This is a genomic window from Streptomyces colonosanans (assembly GCF_001866645.1).
Classification (GTDB): domain Bacteria; phylum Actinomycetota; class Actinomycetes; order Streptomycetales; family Streptomycetaceae; genus Streptomyces; species Streptomyces colonosanans.
Map to the genome: position 1 here is coordinate 137,822 of NZ_MLYP01000050.1, position 22,302 is coordinate 160,123.

The window sequence follows — 22,302 nt, forward strand, 5'->3', positions numbered from 1 at the left end:
TCGCGCCACCGGGACCGGGCCGGGAGCCGACGGCACCGTTTCACTCCACGCCGATCAGCAGCAGCGGCCCCTGCCGGCCGCCGCGGTACACCACGGTGTCGACCGCCAAATACGACTCGCGCACCCGGGCCTCCAGGTGCGCCGCGACGGCCTCGGGGGCCTCGTCGCCGAGGACCAGGGTGACCATCTCGCCGCCGGACGCGAGCATGCGGTCCAGGACCGTCTCGGCGGTCGCCGTGACGTCCGAGCCGATGACCGCGACATCGCCGTCGATCAGGCCGAGGACGTCGCCCGCCTGGCAGACGCCGGCCATCGTCCAGGACTGCCGTTCCGCGACCGCGACTTCGGCGTACCTCGTCGCGCCGGCCGCCGACGTCATGGCCACGACGTCCTCGTCGAAGCGTCGATCCGGTTCGTGCACGGCCAGCGCCGCGATGCCCTGGACCGCGGACCGGGTCGGGATCAGCGCCACACGGACGCCCTCCGCCCGTGCCTGCTCGGCCGCCGCGGCGGCCGTGTGGCGCAGGTCCGCGTCGTTGGGCAGCAGCACCACCTCGCGCGCGTGCGCCCGCCGCACCGCCGCCACCAGCTCCCCGCTGGCCGGCGGCTCCCCGGCCCGGGCGAGCACGGTGGTCGCCCCGGCCTCCCGGTAGAGCCCGGCCAGCCCCTCCCCCGGCACCACGGCCACCACGGCACGCTGGGCGCGCTCGCGCGGCGGCCGTCCGGCGCCCGCGGTGTGCACGTCCCCGGCGGCGAAGTGCGTGATCCGGATCCGGTACGGCCGCCCGGCCTCGACCCCCGCCTCGACGGCGGCGCCTGCGTCGTCGACGTGCACATGGACGTTCCACAGCCCGTCCCCGCCGACCACAACGAGTGAGTCCCCGAGCGCGTCGAGCCGCTCCCGCAGCCGCGTCACGGCCGCGTCGCCGGCCTCCAGGAGGTAGATCACCTCGTACGCGGGACCGCCTTCCTCCGCACAGGTGTCCGCGCGCTCCTGGGCAGCGGCAGGCGTGACGCCGTCCACGCGCGCGTGGACGTTCTGCCTCGACCCCTCGGGCAGCCGCGGCACCTCTCCCGTGAACGTCTCCACCAGCGCCGCGAGCACCTCCACCAGCCCGAGGCCGCCCGCGTCGACCACACCGGCCCGCTTCAGGGCCGCGAGCTGCCCAGGTGTCGCCGCGAGGGCCGCCTTCGCCCCCTCGTACGCCGCCCGTGCGACGGCGCCGCAGTCGCCCTCGGTGCCGATGATCGCGTCCGCAGCGGCCGAGGCGACGCTCAGGACGGTGCCCTCCACGGGGTGTGCGACGGCCTGCCGCGCGGAGTCGGCCGCCTGCCGGAGGGCGAGCCGCAGTCCCTGTGCGTCGGTGTGGGCGCTCCCGGCGTCGGCGGCGAGCACCTGGGCCATGCCCCGCAGCAGCTGGGCGAGGATCGTCCCGGAGTTCCCGCGCGCCCCGATGAGCGCGCCGTGTGCCATGGCCTGGACCGCGTCGGCGAGCGTCGGCCGCTGCGCACCGGCCTCGGCGCCCGCCTCGTGACCTTCGAATACCGCCTCGACGGCCGCGGCGGCCGACTCCACGGTCAGATAGAGGTTGGTGCCGGTGTCGCCGTCGGCCACGGGATAGACGTTGATCGCGTCGATCTCCTCGCGGGCCCGTCCCAACGCCCGAAGCGCGAGACCGCACCAGGTGCGCACCGCGAGAGCATCCAATGGCTGCGGCACCTGCGCCACCTGTGCCTCCTTGAGCTGCTGGACGTGTCAGGCAGCGTAGACCCAGGGGCGGGTCCGGGCTGGAGGTGGGCCGGGCGGACGCCCCGCCGAAGGCTCCGGGACTCGTCCGGGGGCCGGAGCGGGGTCCGGGGCGGCCGTGGTAGTTTCGTTCTACGGGCGCAGTCGTTGTATGCTGCCCCGGTTGCCCGATCCAGATCGGGCATTTCCCCCTGGCAGTGCCACTCAGATCCTACGATCTCGATCCCGGCATGCCGGGATCAACCGTAAGTGCATCTGAAGTCTTTGGAGTGACCCGTGGCTGCCAACTGCGACGTCTGCGGCAAGGGGCCGGGCTTCGGCAACAACATCTCGCACTCGCACCGCCGTACGTCCCGCCGCTGGAACCCGAACATCCAGCGTGTGCGTACCGTGGTGGGCGGGACGCCGAAGCGCGTGAACGCTTGCACCTCGTGCATCAAGGCCGGCAAGGTCTCGCGCTGACGTCCAGTTAAGCGCGCGGCCACGCTGGTTCGCTGCACTAAGCCGGTCCACCGAGTGTGGACCGGCTTTTTGCTGTGTCCGCGCGACGGCACCGCCAGGAGCACGGCACCACCGCTCGCAGCCCCCTTCGCGCAGACCGCTGACGCCGCGCCCCGCCCGCGGCGTCCCTCTTCGGCGTCCTACGACTCGATGCCCCCGAAGTGATCCCAGCCGCCCTTGCTGGTCCACGGCGCCCCGTCGACCGTCACCTGGGGCAGCGCCGACGGGTTGAGCACCTCGCCGATCACCTTCCAGCGCGCCGGCAGCTTCACGTCCGGCGGGAAGGTCGCCACGATCGCGTGGTCCTCTCCCCCCGTGAGCACCCACTGGATCGGATCGACGCCCACGGCCTGCCCGATGTCGTTCATCTGGGACGGGATGTCGATGGCGCCCGAGCGGATGTCGATCCGGACCTTGCTCGCCTCCGCGATATGCCCGAGGTCGGCGATGAGCCCGTCGCTGACGTCGCACATCGCGGTCGCGCCGAGCCCGGCGGCGGCCGGACCCGCGTGGTAGGGCGGCTCGGGGCGCCGGTGCGCCTCGACGAACGCACGGGGCGAGCGGAAACCGCGGGAGAGCACCGCGTGCCCGGCCGCGGACCAGCCCAGCCAGCCGGTGACGGCGACCACGTCGCCGGGCTGGGCGCCGGCCCGGGTGACGGGCTCGTGGTTGCGCAGATCACCGAGCGCGGTGATCGAGATCATGATCGTGTCGCCGCCTACGACGTCGCCCCCGACCACGGCCGCGCCCGCGACCTGGCACTCGTCGCGCAGGCCGTCCATCAGCTCGGTGGGCCAGGCCACGGGCAGGTCGGCCGGAACGACGAGACCGAGCAGCAGTGCGGTCGGCACGGCGCCCATCGCGGCGATGTCCGCGAGGTTCTGCGCGGCCGCCTTGCGCCCGACGTCGTACGCCGTGGACCAGTCACGGCGGAAGTGCCGGCCCTCCAGCAGGATGTCGGTGCTCGCCACCACCCTGCGGTCGGGTGCGGCCACCACCGCGGCGTCGTCGCCGGGGCCGAGCCGGACCGCCGGGGTGGTGGTGAGCCGGGAGGTGAGCTCCCTGATGAGCCCGAACTCGCCCAGCTCGCCCACGGTGCCCTTCATCGTCGTTCGTCCCCTTCTCTCGCCTGCCGCGCCCGGTCGCGAGCTGTCATCGTTCTGGGTACGGTCCTCGGTGGATACGAGTCGACCGTCAACTTGTGCTGCCGGTGTTCCCCGGCACTCACGCCACAGCCCCCGTGGGTCTCCCCGCGGCATGCGGCGACGCGATACCGTGGCGTCTCTTCTCCCCACATGATCCTCGTGGCCGCCTTGGAGGTTCCGTGGTAAAGGCGTACATCCTGATCCAGACGGAGGTCGGCAAGGCGTCGACCGTCGCCGAGACGATCAGCAAGATCCCTGGGGTCGTCCAGGCCGAGGACGTCACGGGCCCCTACGACGTCATCGTGCGCGCCCAAGCCGACACCGTCGACGCACTCGGTCGCATGGTGGTGGCGAAAGTCCAGCAAGTGGACGGGATCACCCGCACCCTGACCTGCCCGGTCGTGCATCTGTAGCCCCCGTCTACGCTTGGCCGGTGAACTTCTTCCGCCACCGACCGCTCGGTCTGCCCGTTCTCGCCCTGCTGATCACCGTGACGGGCTGTTCCTCAAGTGACGGCAGCCCCCCGACCGCGGTTCCCAGCCCGGGCCCGAAGGTCACGAAGCTGTGCCAGAACCTGGACAAGGTGCTGCCGCGCACGGTGGTCGGCCTCGACCGGAACGATCCCGAGCCCCGGTCCGCGCTCACGGCGGGCTGGGGAAGCCCGGCGATCATACTGCGCTGCGGGGTGGCGAAGCCTGCGGAGATGGACGATCCGAAGGCGGACGGCGTGGAGGTGAACGGCGTCGGCTGGCTCCTGCAGAAGCAGAACGACGGCTCGTTCCGCTTCACCACGACGCTGCGCACGGCGTACGTCGAGGTGAGCCTGCCCAAGGCGCGCACGGACGACGGCATGGCGCCGCTCGTCGGTCTGGCTCCCGCCATCAAGGAGGCGATCCCCAAGGGGATCGCCTCCTGAGCACCGCGCGGACCTGCTAGCGCAGGCCCGTTGAACGCCGCAGCGCCGCCTGGATCAGGCGGTCCACCAGCTCACCGTAGGTGACCCCGGTCGCCTGCCACATCTGCGGGTACATCGAGATCGGCGTGAAGCCGGGCATGGTGTTGATCTCGTTGATCACGAACTCCCCGTCCTCGGCGAGGAAGAAGTCCGCGCGCACCAACCCCTCGCAGGACGTGGCCTCGAACGCCTCCACCGCGAGCCGCCGGACCTCGGCGGTCTGCTCGTCGGTCAGCGGCGCGGGCACGATGCCGGGCGTGGAGTCGATGTACTTGGCCTCGAAGTCGTAGTACGCGTGCGCGTCCGGCGGCGGGATCTCGGCGGGCACCGAGGCGCGCGGCCCGTCCTCGAACTCCAGGACGCCGCACTCGATCTCGCGGCCGCGCACCGCGGCCTCCACGATGATCTTCGGGTCGTGCCGCTGGGCTTCCGCGATCGCCTCGTCGAGGCCCGCAAGGTCGTCGACCTTGGTGATGCCGATCGACGAACCCGCGCGCGCGGGCTTCACGAACAACGGCCAGCCGTGCTCGCCCGCGAAGTCGATGATCTTCTTGCGCGCGGCGGACTCGTCACGCTCCCACTCGCGCGGCCGGATCACCACGTACGGGCCGACCTTGAGCCCGAACGAGGTGAACACCCGCTTCATGTACTCCTTGTCCTGGCCGACGGCCGAGGCGAGCACACCCGCGCCCACGTACGGAACGCCGGACAGTTCCAGGAGGCCCTGAAGAGTGCCGTCCTCGCCGTACGGGCCGTGCAGTACGGGAAAGACCACGTCGACCTCGCCCAGCGCCTTGGGCACCGAACCGGGCTCGCTGTAGACGACTTCGCGGCTGGAGGGGTCGACGGGCAGCACCACGGCGCCCTCGTGCGACTCGGCGAGGTCCTCGACGTTCGGCGTACGGCGGTCGGTGATCGCCATGCGCTCGGGGGCGTCGGCAGTGAGCGCCCAACGGCCCTCCCGGGTGATACCGATCGGCAGGACGTCGTACTTGGTCCGGTCGATGGCACGCAGCACGGCGCCGGCGGTGACCGTGGAGATCCCGTGTTCGGAGCTGCGGCCGCCGAAGACGACGGCAACGCGCGGCTTGCGAAGCGGCTGCTCAGGGCTTTGGGGGAGGTTCTCGGTGCTCATATCGCGTTGAGCGTACCCGGTGGTACTGCGGGGAGACAGCGCCGAGGGGCACCCGAGTGAGCCGCGGGGACAGGCCGGTACCGAGGGGCCGGGCGATCGCTTCTCGGGAGCGCCCCCTTGGCACCCCTGAGGCGAACCGGGCGCCGCGGGCGCGGTCGCTCAGCGTCGTTCCGGCTTCGCGCTGCGCGACATCAGCTCCTTGAGCGCGACCAGAGGCGGCTTGCCCTCGTGGACGATACCGACCACCGTCTCCGTGATGGGCATGTCGACGCCGTACCGACGGGCCAGATCCAGCACGGACTCGCAGGACTTGACGCCTTCCGCGGTCTGCTTGGTGACCGCGATGGTCTCCTGGAGGGTCATGCCCTTGCCGAGGTTGGTACCGAAGGTGTGGTTGCGCGACAGCGGCGACGAACAGGTCGCCACCAGGTCGCCGAGGCCCGCGAGCCCGGAGAAGGTCAGCGGGTCGGCGCCCATGGCGAGTCCGAGGCGGGTGGTCTCGGCGAGTCCGCGCGTGATGAGCGAGCCCTTGGCGTTGTCGCCCAGGCCCATGCCGTCCGCGATGCCGACCGCCAGACCGATGACGTTCTTGACCGCGCCGCCGAGTTCGCAGCCGACGACGTCGGTGTTGGTGTACGGCCGGAAGTACGGCGTGTGGCAGGCGGCCTGGAGCCGCCGTGCGACGGCCTCGTCGGTGCAGGCGACCACGGCGGCGGCCGGCATGCGGGTGGCGACCTCCCGGGCCAGATTGGGCCCGGTGACGACGGCGACGCGTTCCGGTCCGACCTTGGCTACGTCCTCGATGACCTCGCTCATCCGCATGGCGGAGCCGAGTTCGACGCCCTTCATCAGGGAGACGAGGATCGTGTCGGGCGCCAGCAGGGGCGTCCACTCCGCGAGGTTCCCGCGCAGGGTCTGCGAGGGGATCGCGAGTATCGCGAAGTCGGCGGCGCGCGCGGCCTCGGCGGGGTCCGTGGTGGCGCGCAGGTTCTCGGGGAGTTCGACGCCCGGCAGGTAGTCCGGGTTCGTACGGGTGGAGTTGACCGCCTCGACGAGTTCAGGGCGGCGCGCCCACAAGGTGACCTCGCATCCGGCGTCGGCGAGGACCATACCGAAGGCCGTCCCCCACGATCCCGTGCCGAACACAGCCACCTTGACCGGCTTGTTCACTGGCCCTGCCCCTCTTTCTGCCGTGCCTTCTCCTGTTGGGCGCTCCGCCGGCGCTGCTCGATGCGCACCTCGCGCGGGTCGTAGCGCCTCTCGGGCGCCTTCGCGCCGCGGATCTCCTCCAGCTGGCGGGTGATGGCGGCCATGATGACCTCCGTCGCCTCCTTCAGGAGTTCGGGCGTCATCTCCTTGTCGTAGAAGCGCGTGAGGTCCACGGGCGGGCCCGTGCGCACGTGGTGGGTCTTGCGTGGAAGGAGGTTGGGCTTCTTGGCGTACGGCGGCAGCAGCTCGTTGGCGCCCCACTGCGCGACAGGGATCACCGGGCACTTGGTCTGCAGGGCGACGCGGGCGGCGCCGGTCTTGCCCGTCATGGGCCAGCCGGCCGGGTCGCGGGTGAGAGTGCCCTCGGGGTAGAAGGCGACACATTCGCCACGTTCCACGGCGTCGATGGCGGCTCGGAACGCACTGAGCGCGTCCGTGCTCTCGCGGTAGACGGGGATCTGACCGGTGCCGCGCATAGCGGCACCCACGAATCCCTTCTTGAAAAGGCCGCTCTTCGCGAGGAATCGCGGAACACGCCCGGTGTTGTACTGATAGTGCGCGTAGGCGAAAGGATCCACATGGGAATTGTGGTTCACCACGGTGATAAATCCGACCTCGGCCGGAATGTTCTCCATTCCGCGCCAGTCCCGCTTGAGCAGAACCACCAGCGGCGGTTTGCAGAGGACCGCTGCGAAGCGGTACCAGAAGCCGATTCTGCGGCGGGGCACGCGGACACCTTCCTCTAGGGAGCCGGCACGGGGCCTGGCACGGGGGGCTGTGGGCCGCACAAGTGTGGCCCCAGGCCGCCTGTCTGTCGAGAACACGGTACGCCTCACCACAAGTCGCAGGACGGGCCGCAGGGATCTTGTGCGTGGGTCGGGTGACAATGGACGCGACAAGATCGGGACGGAGCGCGCGTGCAGTGGACTGTGGTCGTACCTGTGAAAGCCCTTGCACGGGCCAAGAGCAGGCTCTCGGACACCGCGACGGACGGGCTGCGTCCGGGGCTCGCCCTCGCCTTCGCGCAGGACACGGTGGCCGCCGCGCTCTCCTGCACGGCGGTCGGTGATGTGGCGGTCGTCACGGACGACCCGCTCGCCGGGCGGGAGCTGGCGGCCCTGGGGGCCCGGATCGTGCCGGAGGAGCAGGCGGGCGGCCTGAACGCCGCGCTCGCGCACGCGGCGGCGGTCGTACGGCGGCTGCGCCCCGACGGCGCCGTGGCGTCACTCAACGCCGATCTTCCGGCGCTGCGCCCCTGGGAGTTGACCCGGGTACTCGATGCGGCCGCCGATTTCCCGCGCGCATTTCTGCCCGATACCGCCGGAATCGGCACAACCTTGCTGTCCGCAACCCGGGGCAGGGAATTGCGACCGGCATTCGGCGTGGATTCACGGGTGCGGCATCGCGCCTCGGGCGCCATGGAACTCGCCCTCGACGCGGTGGACTCCGTACGCCAGGACGTGGACACCGGCGACGACCTGCGCGCGGCCCTGACCCTGGGCGTCGGCCCCCGCACGGCAGCGGCGGCCGCACGCCTGCTCATCCCGGGACAGCCCGGCGGCTGATACGGGGCACGGAGGTCGGCGGCCGGTCGATAGGCTTTCCCCATGCAGGCGACCGCGTACACCTACGACCCCGAGACCCGCACCGGCCAGGTGCTGCTCGACGACGGCACCCCTCTCCCCTTCGACGCGCCCGCGTTCGACGCGGGCGGGCTCAGGCTGCTGCGCCCGGGGCAACGGGTACGGATCGAGATCGAGGGTGAGGGTGAGGCCCGGCGGATCACGCTGGTGACCCTGCAGACCTTCTGAGGACGCTCCGGACAAACCGCGGGCCGGGCTCCTGCTGGGAGCCCGGCCCGGCGCGTGAGTGTCCGTACGCTTCGGTCAACGGCGGGCGGTGGCCTTCTTGGCGGTGGTCTTGCGCGCCGTGGACTTCTTTGCGGGGGCCTTCTTCGCCGGAGCCTTCTTCGCGGTGGTCTTCTTGGCGGCGGCCTTCTTCGCCGTGACCGTCTTCGCAGCGGTGGTCTTCTTCGCAGCCGCCTTCTTCGCCGTGACCTTCTTCGCGGGCGCCGCCTTCTTGGCCGCGGCCTTCTTCGCCGTGACCTTCTTCGCAGCCGCCTTCTTCGCGGTGACCTTCTTGGCCGCGGCCTTCTTGACCGTGACCGCGGCGCCACCGGTGAGGCTGCCCTTGGGAGCCTTCTTGACGGCGACCTCGCCGCCGCGCGGGAGCTTCTTCGTGCCGCTCACCAGGTCCTTGAAGCCCTGTCCCGCACGGAAGCGCGGCACAGAGGTCTTCTTGACCCGGACCCGCTCGCCCGTCTGGGGGTTACGGGCGTACCGGGCCGGACGCTCGACCTTCTCGAACGAACCGAAGCCGGTGACCGAAACCCGGTCGCCTCCGACGACCGCGCGGACGATGGCGTCCAGGACCGCGTCGACAGCATCGGCGGCCTGCTGGCGACCACCCATCTTGTCGGCAATCGCTTCTACGAGCTGCGCCTTGTTCACGTCTTCCCCTTCGGAGACATCACCAGAACGAAAGTGTTCAAGCTTTTTCGCACGTTAGGCAGATATATACCGCAAATCAAACACGAAACGGGCTAATCACCCTTGTGCCGCAACGGACTCGGCCGCCTCAGAGTTCCTCTTCGGGGATTCGCTCCTCGTCGAGGTCGGTCATGAACCGCTCGAGACGCCTGGCCGCTTCGGCGAGATCGTGTTTGGCCACGGCCGTAATGACCAGCAGCTTCCGGGTCAGCGCCATCCGTACGCCCTCCGGGACTTGCAGTGCGCGCACTCTTGCGTGCGCTTCCTTGAGTTGGACCGCGACCGCCGTATAGAGCTCGAGTTGGCCGTCGTTGTCCATGCACAGATTGTGCCATCTGGGGCGAGTTGTCGCCTGCGCTGGGGGCAACTGCCGCCTCCCCGCAGCCATCCGGGCTCCTCGGCACGTCACGCCGCCCACAGGTGTGCACACAGGCAATGACCTTTGTAAATACGCGAGTTGGCGACTTCGCAGCGGCGCGCGCGACCCGCCCGGAGGCAGATACGGCTGTACCCCCAACCGTCCACGATTGGGGGTACAGAGAGGTGCAGCGGTGGCCGAAACCCGCCCTTGCGGGCCGGGGTCAGACCTGTTGGGTCCGCGGCTTGTGCGAGGGGCGCGTCGTCTCGTACGCGGAGATGTCCGCCTCGTTCTGGAGGGTGATGGAGATGTCGTCGAGGCCGTTCAGCAGCCGCCAGCGGGAGTTCTCGTCCAGCTCGAAGGCGGCGGTGATGCCCTCGGCACGTACCTCGCGCGCCACCAGGTCGACCGTGACCTCGGCCTCGGGGTCCCGCTCGGTGAGCTCCCACAGGGCGTCCACGGTCTTCTGCTCCAGCACCACCGTGAGCAGGCCGTTCTTCAGCGAGTTGCCACGGAAGATATCGGCGAAGCGGGAGGAGACGACCGCCTTGAAGCCGTAGTTCTGCAGGGCCCAGACGGCGTGCTCACGGGAGGAGCCGGTGCCGAAGTCGGGGCCCGCGACCAGGACCGTGGCACCCTGCCGCTCGGGGCGGTTGAGCACGAACTCCGGGTCCTTGCGCCAGGCCTCGAACAGCCCGTCCTCGAACCCGTCCCGGGTCACCTTCTTGAGCCAGTGGGCGGGGATGATCTGGTCGGTGTCGACGTTACCGCGGCGCAGCGGGGCGGCCCGGCCGGTGTGCGTGGTGAATGCTTCCATGACGTTCAGCGACTCTCAGACTGCAGCGGGCGTAGGGGCGTCGGACAGGTCGGCCGGGGCGGCCAGGTGGCCGAGGACCGCGGTGGCGGCGGCGACCTGCGGCGACACCAGGTGCGTCCGGCCACCCTTGCCCTGCCGGCCCTCGAAGTTGCGGTTGGAGGTGGACGCGGAACGCTCGCCGGGGGCCAACTGGTCGGGGTTCATGCCCAGGCACATCGAGCAGCCCGCGTGCCGCCATTCGGCGCCGGCCTCCTTGAAGACGACGTCCAGGCCCTCGGAGACGGCCTGCAGACCCACCCGCGCGGAGCCCGGGACGATCAGCATCCGTACGCCGTCGGCGACTTTGCGGTCCTTCATGATCGCGGCGGCCGCGCGCAGATCCTCGATGCGGCCGTTGGTGCAGGAACCTACGAAGACGGTGTCCACCTTGACGGACCTCAGCGGCTGACCGGCCTCCAACCCCATGTATTCCAGGGCCTTTTCGGCGGCCAGGCGCTCCGAAGCGTCCTCGTACGAAGCCGGGTCGGGGACGCAGCTCGAAAGCGGCGCGCCCTGGCCGGGGTTGGTGCCCCAGGTGACGAACGGCGCGAGCTCGGCGGCGCCGATGCGGATCTCGGCGTCGAATTCCGCGTCGTCGTCGGTGCGCAGAGTCTTCCAGTACTCCACCGCGGCGTCCCAGTCGGCGCCCTCGGGGGCGTGCGGGCGGCCCTTGAGATACGCGAAGGTGGTCTCGTCCGGGGCGATCATGCCCGCACGGGCACCGGCCTCGATCGACATGTTGCAGATGGTCATCCGGGCCTCCATCGAGAGCTTCTCGATGGCCGAGCCGCGGTACTCCAGGATGTAGCCCTGACCGCCGCCGGTACCGATCTTCGCGATGATCGCCAGGATCAGGTCCTTGGCGGTGACGCCCTCGGGCAGCTCGCCGTCGACGGTGATGGCCATGGTCTTCGGGCGGGCCATCGGCAGCGTCTGGGTGGCCAGCACGTGCTCGACCTGGGAGGTGCCGATGCCGAACGCGAGCGCGCCGAACGCGCCGTGCGTGGATGTGTGGGAGTCGCCGCAGACGACGGTCGTGCCCGGCTGGGTCAGACCCAACTGCGGGCCGACCACGTGCACGACGCCCTGCTCGACGTCGCCCAGCGGGTGCAGCCGCACACCGAACTCTGCGCAGTTCTTGCGCAGGGTCTCCAGCTGGGCGCGGGAGACCGGGTCCGCGATGGGCTTGTCGATATCGAGGGTGGGGGTGTTGTGATCCTCGGTCGCGATGGTGAGGTCGAGCCGGCGCACCCGGCGACCGCTCTTGCGCAGCCCGTCGAAGGCCTGCGGGCTGGTCACCTCGTGCAGCAGGTGCAGATCGATGTAGAGGAGGTCGGGCTCGCCCTCGGCGCGCCGGACGACGTGGTCGTCCCAGACCTTCTCCGCGAGTGTCCTACCCATCGCTTTCCCTCCGGTCGGCGCGAGTGCGCCGACCCAACTAGAGATCTTGAGGAAGCGGCGCGCTGTTCCCGGGCGTCTGCCGCCAGGCCCGCTGGTCCGCGGGCCGCTGTGACTTCCAGAGTGGCGTGTTCCACGGAAAATTGAACTTGCGTTTCACAGAGTGAGACGCAAGTATCGTTGCATGGACAACAGTAGCGGCGTCGGCGTTCTGGACAAGGCGGCCCTTGTCCTGAGCGCCCTGGAGTCCGGTCCGGCCACCCTCGCGGGTCTGGTCGGCGCCACCGGACTGGCACGACCCACGGCACACCGCCTCGCCGTGGCACTGGAGCACCACCGCCTGGTGGCGCGCGACATGCAGGGCCGTTTCATCCTCGGCCCCCGGCTGGCCGAGCTGGCCGCGGCGGCGGGCGAGGACCGCCTGCTGGCCACGGCGGGCCCGGTGCTGACCCACCTCCGCGATGTCACGGGCGAGAGCGCGCAGCTCTATCGCCGCCAAGGGGACATGCGTATCTGCGTCGCCGCCGCGGAGCGCCTCTCGGGCCTGCGGGACACGGTCCCGGTGGGCTCCACCCTCACGATGAAGGCGGGCTCCTCGGCGCAGATCCTGCTGGCCTGGGAGGAGCCCGAGCGCCTGCATCGCGGCCTGCAGGGAGCCCGCTTCACGGCGACGGCCCTCTCGGGCGTGCGGCGCCGCGGCTGGGCCCAGTCCATCGGGGAGCGCGAGCCGGGTGTCGCCTCCGTCTCCGCGCCGGTGCGCGGCCCCTCCAACCGTGTGGTGGCCGCGGTGTCCGTCTCCGGTCCGATCGAGCGCCTGACGCGCCACCCGGGCCGTATGCACGCCCAGGCGGTCATCGACGCCGCCATGCGGCTCTCGGAGGCCCTGCGCCGCTCCGGCTGACCTTCGTCCGTCACCGGGGAGGGCCCGCCTCAACGCCGCGGCGGGCCCTCCCCGCTCCCCCGAGCCCCCGTGCTCCGCTGCCCCTCAGGTCACCCCGCCTCGCCGGCCGCCCCCGCCGACCGGTGCGCGAACCGGTCCTTCGCAGACCGGCCGCGCCGCTCGATGGGCACCTGGCCGTGCGCCTTCGCGAGGCCGAAGACCGGCATGTCGAAGTAGATCGACTCGTAGGAGCCCTCGGGCGCGATGTACGTCTCGTGCCACAGACCCACGTGCCCGCGAGCCTTGCCTTGGCGCTTCTTGCGGTTGATGACCGCCCAGGCCCGATGGTGAAACATGTCCGGCGAGGTCGCGAAGGCGTACAGCTTCTCCTTGGACTGCCAGTACTGGACGACGTAGTACGTACGCGGCGAGGCCGTCAGCAGCACGTGCCCCAGCAGCCCCCGGTCATGGTCCCGCCCAAGCTCCCCCAGCATGCGGAACATCGACAGCATGACCGGCAGCCACTGGTGCACCGCCCAGAAGTGGTTGATCCGCATGCCGATGAGCAGCACCACCACGTCATCCTCGGCCGCGGCGGTCGTACTGCCCCGCACAGGCTTCGCGAACATGCCGACCGCCCTCATCAGATAGCACCACTATCCTTCTGGCGAGCTTGGATAGTGGCACTTCCCAAGGAAAGGCGCAAGAGATGCGGCTGGCGGAGCTGAGCGAGCGCAGCGGTGTGTCCACGGCGACGATCAAGTACTACCTGCGCGAAAGGCTGCTGCCACCGGGCCGCCAGGTCAACGCCACGACGGCCGAGTACGACGAGGAGCATCTGCGCCGACTGCGGCTGGTGCGGGCGATGATCCAGGTGGGCCAGGTACCGGTGGCGAAGGTGCGCGAGGTGCTCGGGCACGTGGACGACGACTCCCTGGGCCGCGCGATCCGCCTGGGCGCGGCGACGTGGGCACTGCCGCAGGTGCCGGAGCCGGTCGAGGACGACGAGTACGTCCAGGCCGCGCGCCAGGAGGTCGCCGCGCTCCTGGACCGGCTCGGCTGGGAGAACGCCAAGCTGCTCGCGACCATCTCCCCCGCGTACCGCTCGCTGGTGGTGGCGGTGGCCGCGTTCCGCCGGCTCGGCTACGGCTGGGGAGCCGAACAGCTCGCACCATACGCCGAGTTGATGCACCGGACGGCCGTCCTCGACCTGGACAACATGGAGACGCACCCGTCAGAGGCGGAGCGGGTCGAGTTCGCGGTCCTGGGGGCGATCCTCAACGAGCCGGTGCTGCAGGCGCTGCACCGGCTCGCCCAGGAGGAGGAGTCGACGCGGTGGTACGGCTTCGGGTAGCCGGCGCCGGGCGCGACGAAGGCCCTCCGCCGAAGCGAAGGGCCTTCCTGTTCGTACCCCCGACCGGATTCGAACCGGCGCTACCGCCTTGAGAGGGCGGCGTGCTAGGCCGCTACACAACGGGGGCGAGGATCTTGCGTTTCCGCAGATCCGAGCTGGTCTACCTGGACTCGAACCAAGACTAACTGAACCAGAATCAGTCGTGCTGCCAATTACACCATAGACCAATGTGGTTTAGACCAGACCGTACCCCCGACCGGATTCGAACCGGCGCTACCGCCTTGAGAGGGCGGCGTGCTAGGCCGCTACACAACGGGGGCCCTAGCGATCCTGCATCGATGACAGCGGGAGCTACCCGAACTGTCCTCGCGGGAAGGATCTGTACCCCCGACCGGATTCGAACCGGCGCTACTGCCTTGAGAGGGCAGCGTGCTAGGCCGCTACACAACGGGGGCTTGCGGATGAGATCCGCGGCGCAGATAAGCTCTGCGAGCTGGCCTACCTGGACTCGAACCAAGACTAACTGAACCAGAATCAGTCGTGCTGCCAATTACACCATAGGCCACTGGAACGCAAGCCCCTGAGGGGGTTTTGTTCTAGTTTGCGCTTCCGGTTCCCGGCCTTTCGGCCCGCTCCCCGGCGGCGCAGGAAGAACATTACCTGAAGGTTGACCTGGCTCCAAAACGGGTATTCGCGCCGAGCACGGCGCGCAGTTCGGCGAGGGTGGAGATCCGGTGTGGGCCGTCGGGCGTGTCGGCGCTCGCGTACAGACCGTCGCGGTCGATCAAGACGGACAGCAGCCCGGCCTCGGCGGCGCCCCGCCCGTCGATCTCCGGGTGGTCGCCGACGTAGGCGACCTGGTGCGGCGCGAGTTCCAGGGCCTCGCACGCGGCGTGGAAGGCCCGGGCCTCCGGCTTGGACACGCCCAGTTCCGCGGCGCACAGAACGGCCTCGAAGCGGTCGTGGACGCCGAGGATCCGCAGCTTGCGCTCCTGGACGTGGATGCTGGAGTTGGAGAGCACCGCGTGCCGGTGGCTGGTGGCGAGGGCGTCCAGGGCGGGCAGGGCGTCGGGGAAGAGGGCCCAGGCCGCCTCGTAGTGGGCCTTGTAGCGGTCGTACCAGGCGTCGGCCCCGGTATCGGTCAGTTCCTCGCCCAGGAAGGCCCGCACCCGGTCCCGTCGCTGCGTCTCGAAGTCGGCCTCCCCCGCGGCGAACCGCGCCCATTGCTGATCGGTGACCTCCCGCCACCGCGCCAGCGCCCGCTCCGCGCTCCCGTATCGGTCGAGCAGATCCTCGGCGATCAGATGCCCGCGCATGCCGGCCCGGTCCGCGGTGGTGTAGTCGAAGAGGGTGTCGTCCACGTCCCAGACCACGGCGCTGATGCTCATGGTCCGACGGTAACGCGGGGGCCGCGGGCGCGTCTGGGGGTCGGCGGCTTCCGCGGCGGCGGTACGACGCCTACGACGAAGGGGCGGCACCCGGTGGTCCGGATGCCGCCCCTCACGTACGGACAGGTCAGGCGGCCAACTTCGCCAGCGCCGCGTCGATGCGCGCCAGCGTCTTCTCCTTGCCCAGGACCTGCAGGGACTCGAAGAGCGGCAGGCCGACCGTGCGGCCGGTGACGGCGACGCGGACGGGGGCCTGGGCCTTGCCGAGCTTGAGGCCGTGGGCCTCGCCGGCGCTCAGGACGGCCTCCTTCAGGGACTCCGGGGACGTCCAGTCGGCCGCCTCCAGCTTCTCCTTCGCCGTGCGGAGCAGCGCGTCGCTGCCCTCCTTCATGGCCTTGGTCCAGGACGCCTCGTCGGACACCGGCTCCGGCAGGAACAGGAAGTCGACGTTGTCGGTGATCTCGGACAGGACCTTGACGCGGGTCTGCGCGTGCGGGGCGATCGCCGCCCACATCGCCTCGTCGAAGTCCTCGGGCGCCCAGGGGGCGAACGGAGCCTTCAGCCACGGCCGGCAGCGCTCAGTGAAGTCCTTCACGTCCAGCAGGCGGATGTGGTCGGCGTTGATCGACTCGGCCTTCTTCAGGTCGAAACGGGCCGGGTTGGGGTTCACGTCCTTGATGTCGAAGGCGGCGACCATCTCCTCGATGCTGAAGATGTCGCGGTCGGCCGCGAGCGACCAGCCAAGCAGGGAGAGGTAGTTGAGCAGACCCTCCGGCAGGAAGCCGCGCTCGCGGTAGAGGTTCAGCGCCGACTGCGGGTCGCGCTTGGACAGCTTCTTGTTGCCCTCGCCCATCACGTACGGCAGATGACCGAACTCCGGCACGGCCTTCGCGATGCCCAGCTCGATCAGCGCCTTGTAGAGGGCGATCTGGCGGGGTGTGGAGGAGAGCAGGTCCTCGCCGCGCAGGACGTGGGTGATGTCCATCAGGGCGTCGTCGACCGGGTTCACGAGCGTGTACAGGGGCGCCCCGTTCGCTCGCACGATCCCGTAGTCCGGCACGTTCTCCGGCGTGAACGTCAGCTCGCCGCGGACCAGGTCCGTGAAGGTGATCGTCTCGTCGGGCATGCGGAAGCGGACGATGGCCGTACGACCCTCGGCCTCGTAGGCCGCCACCTGCTCGGCGCTCAGGTCGCGGCAGTGGCCGTCGTACCCGGAGGGCTTGCCGGCGGCGCGGGCGGCGTCGCGGCGGGCGTCCAGCTCCTCCGTCGTGCAGTAGCAGTGGTAGGCGTATCCGCCGTCCACGAGCTTGCGGGCGACGTCCCGGTAGATGTCCATCCGCTGCGACTGGCGGTACGGCACGTGGGGGCCGCCGACCTCGGGGCCCTCGTCCCAGTCGAAGCCCAGCCAGCGCAGCGAGTCCAGCAGCTGGAGGTAGGACTCCTCCGAGTCGCGGGCCACGTCCGTGTCCTCGATGCGGAAGACGTACGTCCCGCCGGTGTGGCGGGCGAACGCCCAGTTGAACAGGGCGGTACGGACCAGGCCCACATGGGGGTTGCCGGTCGGGGACGGACAGAAACGTACGCGGACGTTCGCGTTAGCCACGCTTGATCACCTTGTTGGTGAGAGTGCCGATGCCTTCGATGGTGACGGCGACCTCGTCGCCGACGTTGAGGGGGCCGACCCCCGCGGGGGTGCCCGTGAGGATCACGTCGCCGGGGAGCAGCGTCATGGCCTCGGTGATGTTCACGATCAGATCCTCGATGGGGTGGATCATCTCGCTGGTGCGGCCGAGCTGGCGTTGCTCACCGTTGACGGTGAGCTGGATGGTGAGGTCGCTCGGGTCGACGTCGGTCTCCACCCAGGGGCCGAGCGGGCAGGAGGAGTCGAAGCCCTTCGCCCGGGCCCACTGCTTCTCGCGCCGCTGGACGTCGCGCGCGGTCACGTCGTTGGCGCAGGTGTAGCCCAGGATCACGTCCTTCACGCGCTCGCGCGGGACCTCACGGCACATACGGCCGATCACCACGGCCAGCTCGGCCTCGTGGTGCAGCTCCTGGGAGAACGAGGGGTAGGCGATCGCGTCGCCGGGGCCGATCACGGAGGTGGACGGCTTGAAGAAGGCGAACGGGGCCTCGGGCACCTCGTTGCCCAGCTCCCTGGCGTGCTCCGCATAGTTGCGGCCGAAGGCCACGACCTTGTTGGGGAGCACCGGCGGCAGCAGCCTGACCTTGCTCAGCGGCACCTTCGTGCCGGAAAGCTCGAAGTCCGCGAACGGGACGCCCTTGATGATGTCGAGGACGAGCTCGTCCGGCTTGTCACCCTCGACCGCGCCGAAGGCGACATTCCCGTCGATGGAGAATCTGGCGATGCGCACGGGATCCTTGCGCCCCTCACTGAGCTGGCTGGAGTCTGACGCTCCAGGCTAACGCGGCAGGGGGCGGGTGCCCCGCGCACGGCGTCGGACGCCGCGGGGGCACACCCGGCCGACCACCTCCGCGGGGAGACGGCCGCCGCACGGGTCCGCGGCCGGCCACCCTGTGTCGGCGGTCAGGCCGTGTTCACGGGCGCGCCGTGAAGGGAGGCGCGCAGTGTGCGTGCTACTCCGCTGCGGATGCCTGCGCGGGGATCTCCATGAGGATCGTGCGCTTGGGGTTGGCGGTCTGGGTGGGAAGGTCGACGGAGTGTTCCGGCGTCGCCGCCACCTGCAGCGCCTCGGCGTCGGCGAGGTGCGCCAGCGTCGTCCGCCGCGGGTTGGCTATGTTGCGGAACATCATCGTGGTCTTCACTGGTGTCATCGACCTTGTCATTGCGGGCGCCGGGTGGGCCTCAAGGGGGCTGCCGCCGGGGCGCGGGTTTGTCGGATTCGCCATCCCTGTAAAGCGCCAGGCTAAACATGCAATTCCCGCCGAAGTCATGAACGGGCCATGATCTTCATGTGAGTTTGATCACGAACCGGCACGCAAAAGGGTCAATTCCGGCCGCCGATCCACTCCGGCGAAACGGACATCAGCCCACTGAAGCTCGCATTCCGCCCCCGAACATGGCGACTGGGACACCAGGCGAGCCTCAATGGATCGTGGATATAAGTCCGTTATGTACAAGATCATTTTCCACGCTTCGTAACACTGCCCTCACGACGGGTCACGCTTGTCGTGGACTGGCTCGTTGGCCTTGTTGGAGATCCGGCACTGTGCTGGAATTCCACGGACCGCCGCGGGACCGCACCGGCGCTCAGGGGCGCAACGCAGCGCCGGGCAGCGGCGGGGAGGGGGAGCCAGCGCCGGTCACTCACGACCACCCGGGGGGCGTATTCAGGGCGCCCCCCACGACGCCGACAGCGTCCCGCCGCTCGCGGAGGGACGCCTGGTCCAGAGGTTGCGACGCTAGTGCAGGGACGTTTCAAGAGGGATGGCAGTGCTTCGGCGGAGTCGGAGCCGCACGGCGGGACCGACCGCGGATCCTCGCCCCAGCACGCTCAGAACCCGGGACCCGCGCCGTCCGGTGCAGGCGCTGAGCACCCCGGCCGCACCGGCGCGAACGCGGCTGCGGCCCCCGCAGCGCCGCAGAGCAGCGTTCCGGTCGGTTCGGGCTCACGCGTAGCCCTGCGCAACTGGCGCATCTCCACGCGTCTGGTGTCGCTGCTCGCGCTCCCCGTGGTCGCCGCGACCACGCTCGGCGCGATGCGCATCAGCGACAACATGGACCAGATGCAGCAGCTCGACAACATGAAGCTGCTGACCGACATGACCAGGCAGGCGACGCAGCTCGCGGCGGCACTCCAGGAGGAGCGTGACCAGTCCGCCGGTCCGCTCGCCCACGGTGCGACGGCGAACGACTACACGGTCAAGGGCGTCCGCGAGAGGACCAACCGCGCCCGCTCCGCCTTCCTGGAGGGCACCCAGGAGATCGGCGACGCCTCCGACAGCGGCAAGCTCTCCGGTGTCCGCGACAGCGTCGTCGGTATCGCGAGCGAGCTGAACAACCTCAGCGCCATCCGGGCCAGCGCCTACAAGGACGCGAAGAACTCCACGCAGACGGTCGAGGCCTACCACCGTCTGATCACCCAGCTGCTCGGCCTGTCCCAGGACATGGCGCAGGCCACCAGCAACCCGGAGATGATCCAGCGCACCCGCGCCCTGTCGGCCTTCTCCACCGCCAAGGAGTACGCGTCCGTTCAGCGTGCGGTCATCGCGGCGGCCCTGCCCGCGAACAACAGCACGTCCGGCACGCTCTCCGAGAACGACCGCCTGTACGCCCTCTCCGCGCTGGAGAGCCAGGACTCCGGGCTGGACAGCTTCCGCAGCATCTACGGTGACGGCGCCGAGGACCTGACCAAGCCGATCGACCAGGGCAGCCCGACGATCGAGGCCGCCGACTCCTACGCCGGCCGTGTCCTCAAGAGCACCTCCGGCCTCGCGACCCAGCCCAAGCGCTCGTACAAGGACTGGGTCGACGATGACTCGGCCAAGCTCCAGCAGATGAAGAGCATCGAGGGCTCGCTCCTGGAGGAGATGGAGCAGAAGGCCCGCGAGCTGAAGAACGCCTCCCAGCAAGAGGCGATCATCTCCGGTGCGCTGATCCTGCTCGTCCTCGGCGTCTCCCTCGTCGGCGCCTTCGTCGTGTCCCGCTCCATGATCCGCTCGCTGCGCCGGCTGCAGGACACCGCCACCAAGGTCGCCCAGGAGCGCCTGCCCGAGCTGGTCAAGCACCTGTCCGAGTCCGACCCGCAGGACGTCGACACGTCCGTGGAGTCGGTCGGTGTGCACTCCCGGGACGAGATCGGCCAGGTGGCCGCGGCCTTCGACGACGTGCACCGCGAGGCGGTCCGCCTCGCCGCCGAGCAGGCCCTGCTGCGGGGCAACGTCAACGCGATGTTCACCAACCTCTCGCGTCGCTCCCAGGGCCTGATCCAGCGCCAGCTGTCGCTGATCTCCGAACTGGAGTCCCGCGAGGCCGACCCGGACCAGCTCTCCTCGCTGTTCAAGCTCGACCACCTGGCGACGCGTATGCGCCGAAACGGCGAGAACCTGCTCGTCCTCGCCGGTGAGGAACCCGGCCGCCGCTGGACCCGCCCGGTCCCGCTGGTCGACGTGCTGCGCGCCGCCGCGTCCGAGGTGGAGCAGTACGAGCGCATCGAGTTGGCCGCGGTCCCGGCCACCGAGGTCGCCGGCCGCGTGGTCAACGACCTCGTGCACCTGCTCGCCGAGCTGCTGGAGAACGCCACCTCGTTCTCCTCGCCGCAGACCAAGGTCAAGGTCACCGGTCATGCGCTGCCCGACGGGCGTGTACTGATCGAGATCCACGACACCGGCATCGGCCTGTCCCCCGAGGACCTCGCCCAGATCAACGAGCGGCTCGCCGCGCCGCCCACGGTGGACGTCTCCGTCTCCCGCCGCATGGGTCTGTTCGTGGTCGGCCGTCTGTCCCAGCGCCACGGCATCCGTATCCAGCTGCGCCCGTCCGACTCCGGTGGTACGACCGCGCTGGTCATGCTCCCGGTCGACATCGCCCAGGGCGGCAAGAAGCCCGCCGGGGGCAAGCCCGGCCAGGGCGCCCCGCAGTCCGGTGGTTCGGGCGCCGCACAGGCCGCCGTCGGCGCGGCCGCGGCCCGGCACCAGTCCCAGCAGGGCGGCCGTTCCGGGGGGCCGGGACTCGGTGCCGCCCCGCAGCGCGGACAGGTGGGCGCCGGTCAGGGGCCGCGCGCCGCACTGCCCGGCAGCGCCCCGGGTGGCCGTCCCGGCGGCCCGGGTGCTCCCCGTGGTCAGCAGGCTCCCGCCTCCATGCCCTCGGCTTCGTCCGAGCAGGGGGCGCCTCCGTCCCGTCAGCAGGGCCGGCCGGCCCCGCCGAATGCCGGTGCCTTCGGGCAGGGTGCGCCGGGCGCTCCTCAGGGGCTGCAGGCGGGCCAGGCCTTCCAGGACAGCGGCGCGGGCTTCCGTCAGGGCGGCTTCGGCGACGGTGCCTCCGCGCCCGCACCGCAGGAGCGGCAGCCCAAGGAAGGCCGCGGCCGGCGTCGGCCGCAGCTTCCCGGGCGTGGCGGTCAGCGCGCCGAACTGCCCGGTGGCAGCCCCCAGCAGCGCACGCCGAGCTGGAGCGACGAGAACGCGCAGCCCCCGGTGCCGCGCGCCTCGCTGGACGCTCCGCGCGGCCACGACGAGCCGAACGCCCTGTCCTCGACCTCGCCCATGCCGCGGATCGACGACCGCCAGGGGCCGGGCTCGACCGCCGAGATCCCCCGCATCGACGACCACCAGGGTCCCGGGTCCACCTCCGAGTTCCCGCGCCTGGACGTCAACGCCCCGCATCCCGGTGCGGGTGTGCCCGCGGCCGGTGGGCAGTTCGCCCGCCAGGACGGCTTCGGCGGCTCGCACCCGGGCAGCCCGGCGGGCGGGTATCCGGGCGCCGGTGCCGGACACGGCCAGGACACCGGTCAGTTCGCGGCCCCTGGACACTTCCAGGACACCGGTCAGTTCGCGCAGCCCGGACAGGTCCAGGACCCGTCGTCCACCGGCCAGTTCGCGGCCCCCGGACACGTCCAGGACCCGTCGTCCACCGGGCAGTTCGCGCAGCCCGGACCGGGTCAGAACCCCTCCTCCCGCGGCCAGTTCCCCACGCAGGGCCACGACGGCTCCGGCACGGGCCAGTTCGCCGCCCCGGGGTACGGACACCACCAGGACCCCTCCTCCACCGGCCAGTTCGCGCAACCTCAGTCCTCCACCGGCCAGTTCGCCCAACCACAGTCCTCCACCGGCCAGTTCGCCCAACCACAGTCCTCCACCGGCCAGTTCGCCCAACCACAGTCCTCCACCGGCCAGTTCGCCCAACCACAGTC

At 70.5% G+C, this 22,302-nt stretch carries 22 protein-coding genes and 5 tRNA genes; 8 read left to right on the forward strand and 19 right to left on the reverse strand.

The window, feature by feature from the left end:
- Nucleotides 1-40: 40 nt before the first annotated feature.
- Nucleotides 41-1,729: a DAK2 domain-containing protein gene (locus BIV24_RS20175; RefSeq protein ID WP_071367768.1), complete on the reverse strand. Its 1,689-nt coding sequence runs from the start codon at nt 1,727-1,729 to the stop codon at nt 41-43.
- A 294-nt stretch (nt 1,730-2,023) separates the two neighbouring features.
- On the opposite strand from BIV24_RS20175, the gene rpmB reads away from it, so the two are divergent.
- Nucleotides 2,024-2,209 carry a 50S ribosomal protein L28 gene (gene rpmB, locus BIV24_RS20180; protein ID WP_003993230.1) on the forward strand — a complete coding sequence of 62 codons (186 nt, stop codon included), beginning with the start codon at nt 2,024-2,026 and terminating at the stop codon, nt 2,207-2,209.
- Nucleotides 2,210-2,388: 179 nt separating this feature from the next.
- Here the strand turns inward: rpmB and BIV24_RS20185 are convergent, their stop codons facing one another.
- Complete coding sequence (locus tag BIV24_RS20185; RefSeq protein WP_071367769.1) at nt 2,389-3,354, reverse strand: thiamine-phosphate kinase; 966 nt, start codon at nt 3,352-3,354, stop codon at nt 2,389-2,391.
- 218 nt (nt 3,355-3,572) lie between these two features.
- On the opposite strand from BIV24_RS20185, the gene BIV24_RS20190 reads away from it, so the two are divergent.
- Nucleotides 3,573-3,806: an Lrp/AsnC family transcriptional regulator gene (locus BIV24_RS20190; protein ID WP_071367770.1), complete on the forward strand. Its 234-nt coding sequence runs from the start codon at nt 3,573-3,575 to the stop codon at nt 3,804-3,806.
- Between the two features lie 20 nt (nt 3,807-3,826).
- Nucleotides 3,827-4,309 carry a DUF3515 domain-containing protein gene (locus BIV24_RS20195; protein WP_071367771.1) on the forward strand — a complete coding sequence of 161 codons (483 nt, stop codon included), beginning with the start codon at nt 3,827-3,829 and terminating at the stop codon, nt 4,307-4,309.
- A 16-nt stretch (nt 4,310-4,325) separates the two neighbouring features.
- On the opposite strand, the gene BIV24_RS20200 is transcribed toward BIV24_RS20195, so the two are convergent.
- The 3 genes from BIV24_RS20200 to BIV24_RS20210 all read right to left on the reverse strand — a co-directional run bounded on the left by BIV24_RS20200 (nt 4,326) and on the right by BIV24_RS20210 (nt 7,420).
- Complete coding sequence (locus tag BIV24_RS20200) at nt 4,326-5,483, reverse strand: D-alanine--D-alanine ligase family protein (protein ID WP_071367772.1); 1,158 nt, start codon at nt 5,481-5,483, stop codon at nt 4,326-4,328.
- Between the two features lie 159 nt (nt 5,484-5,642).
- Nucleotides 5,643-6,653 (reverse strand): NAD(P)H-dependent glycerol-3-phosphate dehydrogenase, encoded by a 1,011-nt coding sequence (locus tag BIV24_RS20205; protein ID WP_071367773.1) that lies wholly within the window; start codon nt 6,651-6,653, stop codon nt 5,643-5,645.
- A complete protein-coding gene (locus BIV24_RS20210) occupies nt 6,650-7,420 on the reverse strand; it encodes a lysophospholipid acyltransferase family protein (protein ID WP_071367774.1) in 771 nt (256 codons plus the stop codon). Before BIV24_RS20210 ends, BIV24_RS20205 begins: the two co-directional genes overlap by 4 nt.
- 189 nt (nt 7,421-7,609) lie before the next feature.
- On the opposite strand from BIV24_RS20210, the gene cofC reads away from it, so the two are divergent.
- Nucleotides 7,610-8,257 carry a 2-phospho-L-lactate guanylyltransferase gene (cofC, locus tag BIV24_RS20215; protein WP_071367775.1) on the forward strand — a complete coding sequence of 216 codons (648 nt, stop codon included), beginning with the start codon at nt 7,610-7,612 and terminating at the stop codon, nt 8,255-8,257.
- A 42-nt stretch (nt 8,258-8,299) separates the two neighbouring features.
- A complete protein-coding gene (locus tag BIV24_RS20220) occupies nt 8,300-8,503 on the forward strand; it encodes a hypothetical protein (RefSeq protein WP_071367776.1) in 204 nt (67 codons plus the stop codon).
- Nucleotides 8,504-8,578: 75 nt separating this feature from the next.
- Here BIV24_RS20220 and BIV24_RS20225 read toward each other — a convergent pair whose 3' ends face one another.
- The 4 genes from BIV24_RS20225 to leuC form a co-directional block, all read right to left on the reverse strand.
- A complete protein-coding gene (locus BIV24_RS20225) occupies nt 8,579-9,202 on the reverse strand; it encodes an HU family DNA-binding protein (RefSeq protein WP_071367777.1) in 624 nt (207 codons plus the stop codon).
- Between the two features lie 127 nt (nt 9,203-9,329).
- Nucleotides 9,330-9,560, reverse strand: coding sequence for an SCO5555 family protein (locus BIV24_RS20230; RefSeq protein ID WP_071367778.1), 231 nt, complete (start codon nt 9,558-9,560; stop codon nt 9,330-9,332).
- A 262-nt stretch (nt 9,561-9,822) separates the two neighbouring features.
- A complete protein-coding gene (gene leuD / locus BIV24_RS20235) occupies nt 9,823-10,416 on the reverse strand; it encodes a 3-isopropylmalate dehydratase small subunit (protein WP_071367779.1) in 594 nt (197 codons plus the stop codon).
- Nucleotides 10,417-10,431: 15 nt separating this feature from the next.
- Nucleotides 10,432-11,856, reverse strand: a complete 1,425-nt coding sequence (gene leuC / locus BIV24_RS20240; protein WP_071367780.1) for a 3-isopropylmalate dehydratase large subunit — start codon at nt 11,854-11,856, stop codon at nt 10,432-10,434.
- A gap of 181 nt (nt 11,857-12,037) precedes the next feature.
- Between leuC and ndgR the strand changes: the two genes are divergently transcribed.
- Entirely contained in the window at nt 12,038-12,754 is a 717-nt protein-coding gene (gene ndgR / locus BIV24_RS20245) for an IclR family transcriptional regulator NdgR (protein WP_071367781.1), read from the forward strand.
- Between the two features lie 89 nt (nt 12,755-12,843).
- On the opposite strand, the gene BIV24_RS20250 is transcribed toward ndgR, so the two are convergent.
- A complete protein-coding gene (locus tag BIV24_RS20250) occupies nt 12,844-13,362 on the reverse strand; it encodes a DUF4188 domain-containing protein (protein ID WP_071367797.1) in 519 nt (172 codons plus the stop codon).
- Nucleotides 13,363-13,442: 80 nt separating this feature from the next.
- On the opposite strand from BIV24_RS20250, the gene BIV24_RS20255 reads away from it, so the two are divergent.
- Entirely contained in the window at nt 13,443-14,087 is a 645-nt protein-coding gene (locus BIV24_RS20255) for a MerR family transcriptional regulator (protein WP_071367782.1), read from the forward strand.
- A 54-nt stretch (nt 14,088-14,141) separates the two neighbouring features.
- On the opposite strand, the gene BIV24_RS20260 is transcribed toward BIV24_RS20255, so the two are convergent.
- The 9 genes from BIV24_RS20260 to BIV24_RS20300 all read right to left on the reverse strand — a co-directional run bounded on the left by BIV24_RS20260 (nt 14,142) and on the right by BIV24_RS20300 (nt 18,259).
- Nucleotides 14,142-14,214, reverse strand: a tRNA-Glu gene (locus BIV24_RS20260).
- Between the two features lie 28 nt (nt 14,215-14,242).
- A tRNA-Gln gene (locus BIV24_RS20265) sits at nt 14,243-14,314 on the reverse strand.
- Nucleotides 14,315-14,334: 20 nt separating this feature from the next.
- Nucleotides 14,335-14,407 (reverse strand) — tRNA-Glu (locus tag BIV24_RS20270).
- Nucleotides 14,408-14,469: 62 nt separating this feature from the next.
- Nucleotides 14,470-14,542, reverse strand: a tRNA-Glu gene (locus tag BIV24_RS20275).
- A gap of 38 nt (nt 14,543-14,580) precedes the next feature.
- Nucleotides 14,581-14,652 (reverse strand) — tRNA-Gln (locus BIV24_RS20280).
- Nucleotides 14,653-14,743: 91 nt separating this feature from the next.
- Nucleotides 14,744-15,475 carry an HAD family hydrolase gene (locus tag BIV24_RS20285; RefSeq protein WP_071367783.1) on the reverse strand — a complete coding sequence of 244 codons (732 nt, stop codon included), beginning with the start codon at nt 15,473-15,475 and terminating at the stop codon, nt 14,744-14,746.
- A 127-nt stretch (nt 15,476-15,602) separates the two neighbouring features.
- Complete coding sequence (gene gltX / locus BIV24_RS20290) at nt 15,603-17,078, reverse strand: glutamate--tRNA ligase (RefSeq protein WP_071367784.1); 1,476 nt, start codon at nt 17,076-17,078, stop codon at nt 15,603-15,605.
- Nucleotides 17,071-17,847 carry a fumarylacetoacetate hydrolase family protein gene (locus tag BIV24_RS20295; protein WP_071367785.1) on the reverse strand — a complete coding sequence of 259 codons (777 nt, stop codon included), beginning with the start codon at nt 17,845-17,847 and terminating at the stop codon, nt 17,071-17,073. The genes gltX and BIV24_RS20295 overlap by 8 nt, the downstream gene beginning before the upstream one ends.
- A gap of 223 nt (nt 17,848-18,070) precedes the next feature.
- Nucleotides 18,071-18,259, reverse strand: a complete 189-nt coding sequence (locus BIV24_RS20300; RefSeq protein WP_071367786.1) for a hypothetical protein — start codon at nt 18,257-18,259, stop codon at nt 18,071-18,073.
- Nucleotides 18,260-18,859: 600 nt separating this feature from the next.
- Between BIV24_RS20300 and BIV24_RS20305 the strand changes: the two genes are divergently transcribed.
- Nucleotides 18,860-22,302 (forward strand): sensor histidine kinase (locus BIV24_RS20305; RefSeq protein WP_079168404.1); only part of this gene is annotated, 3,443 nt, incomplete at its 3' end.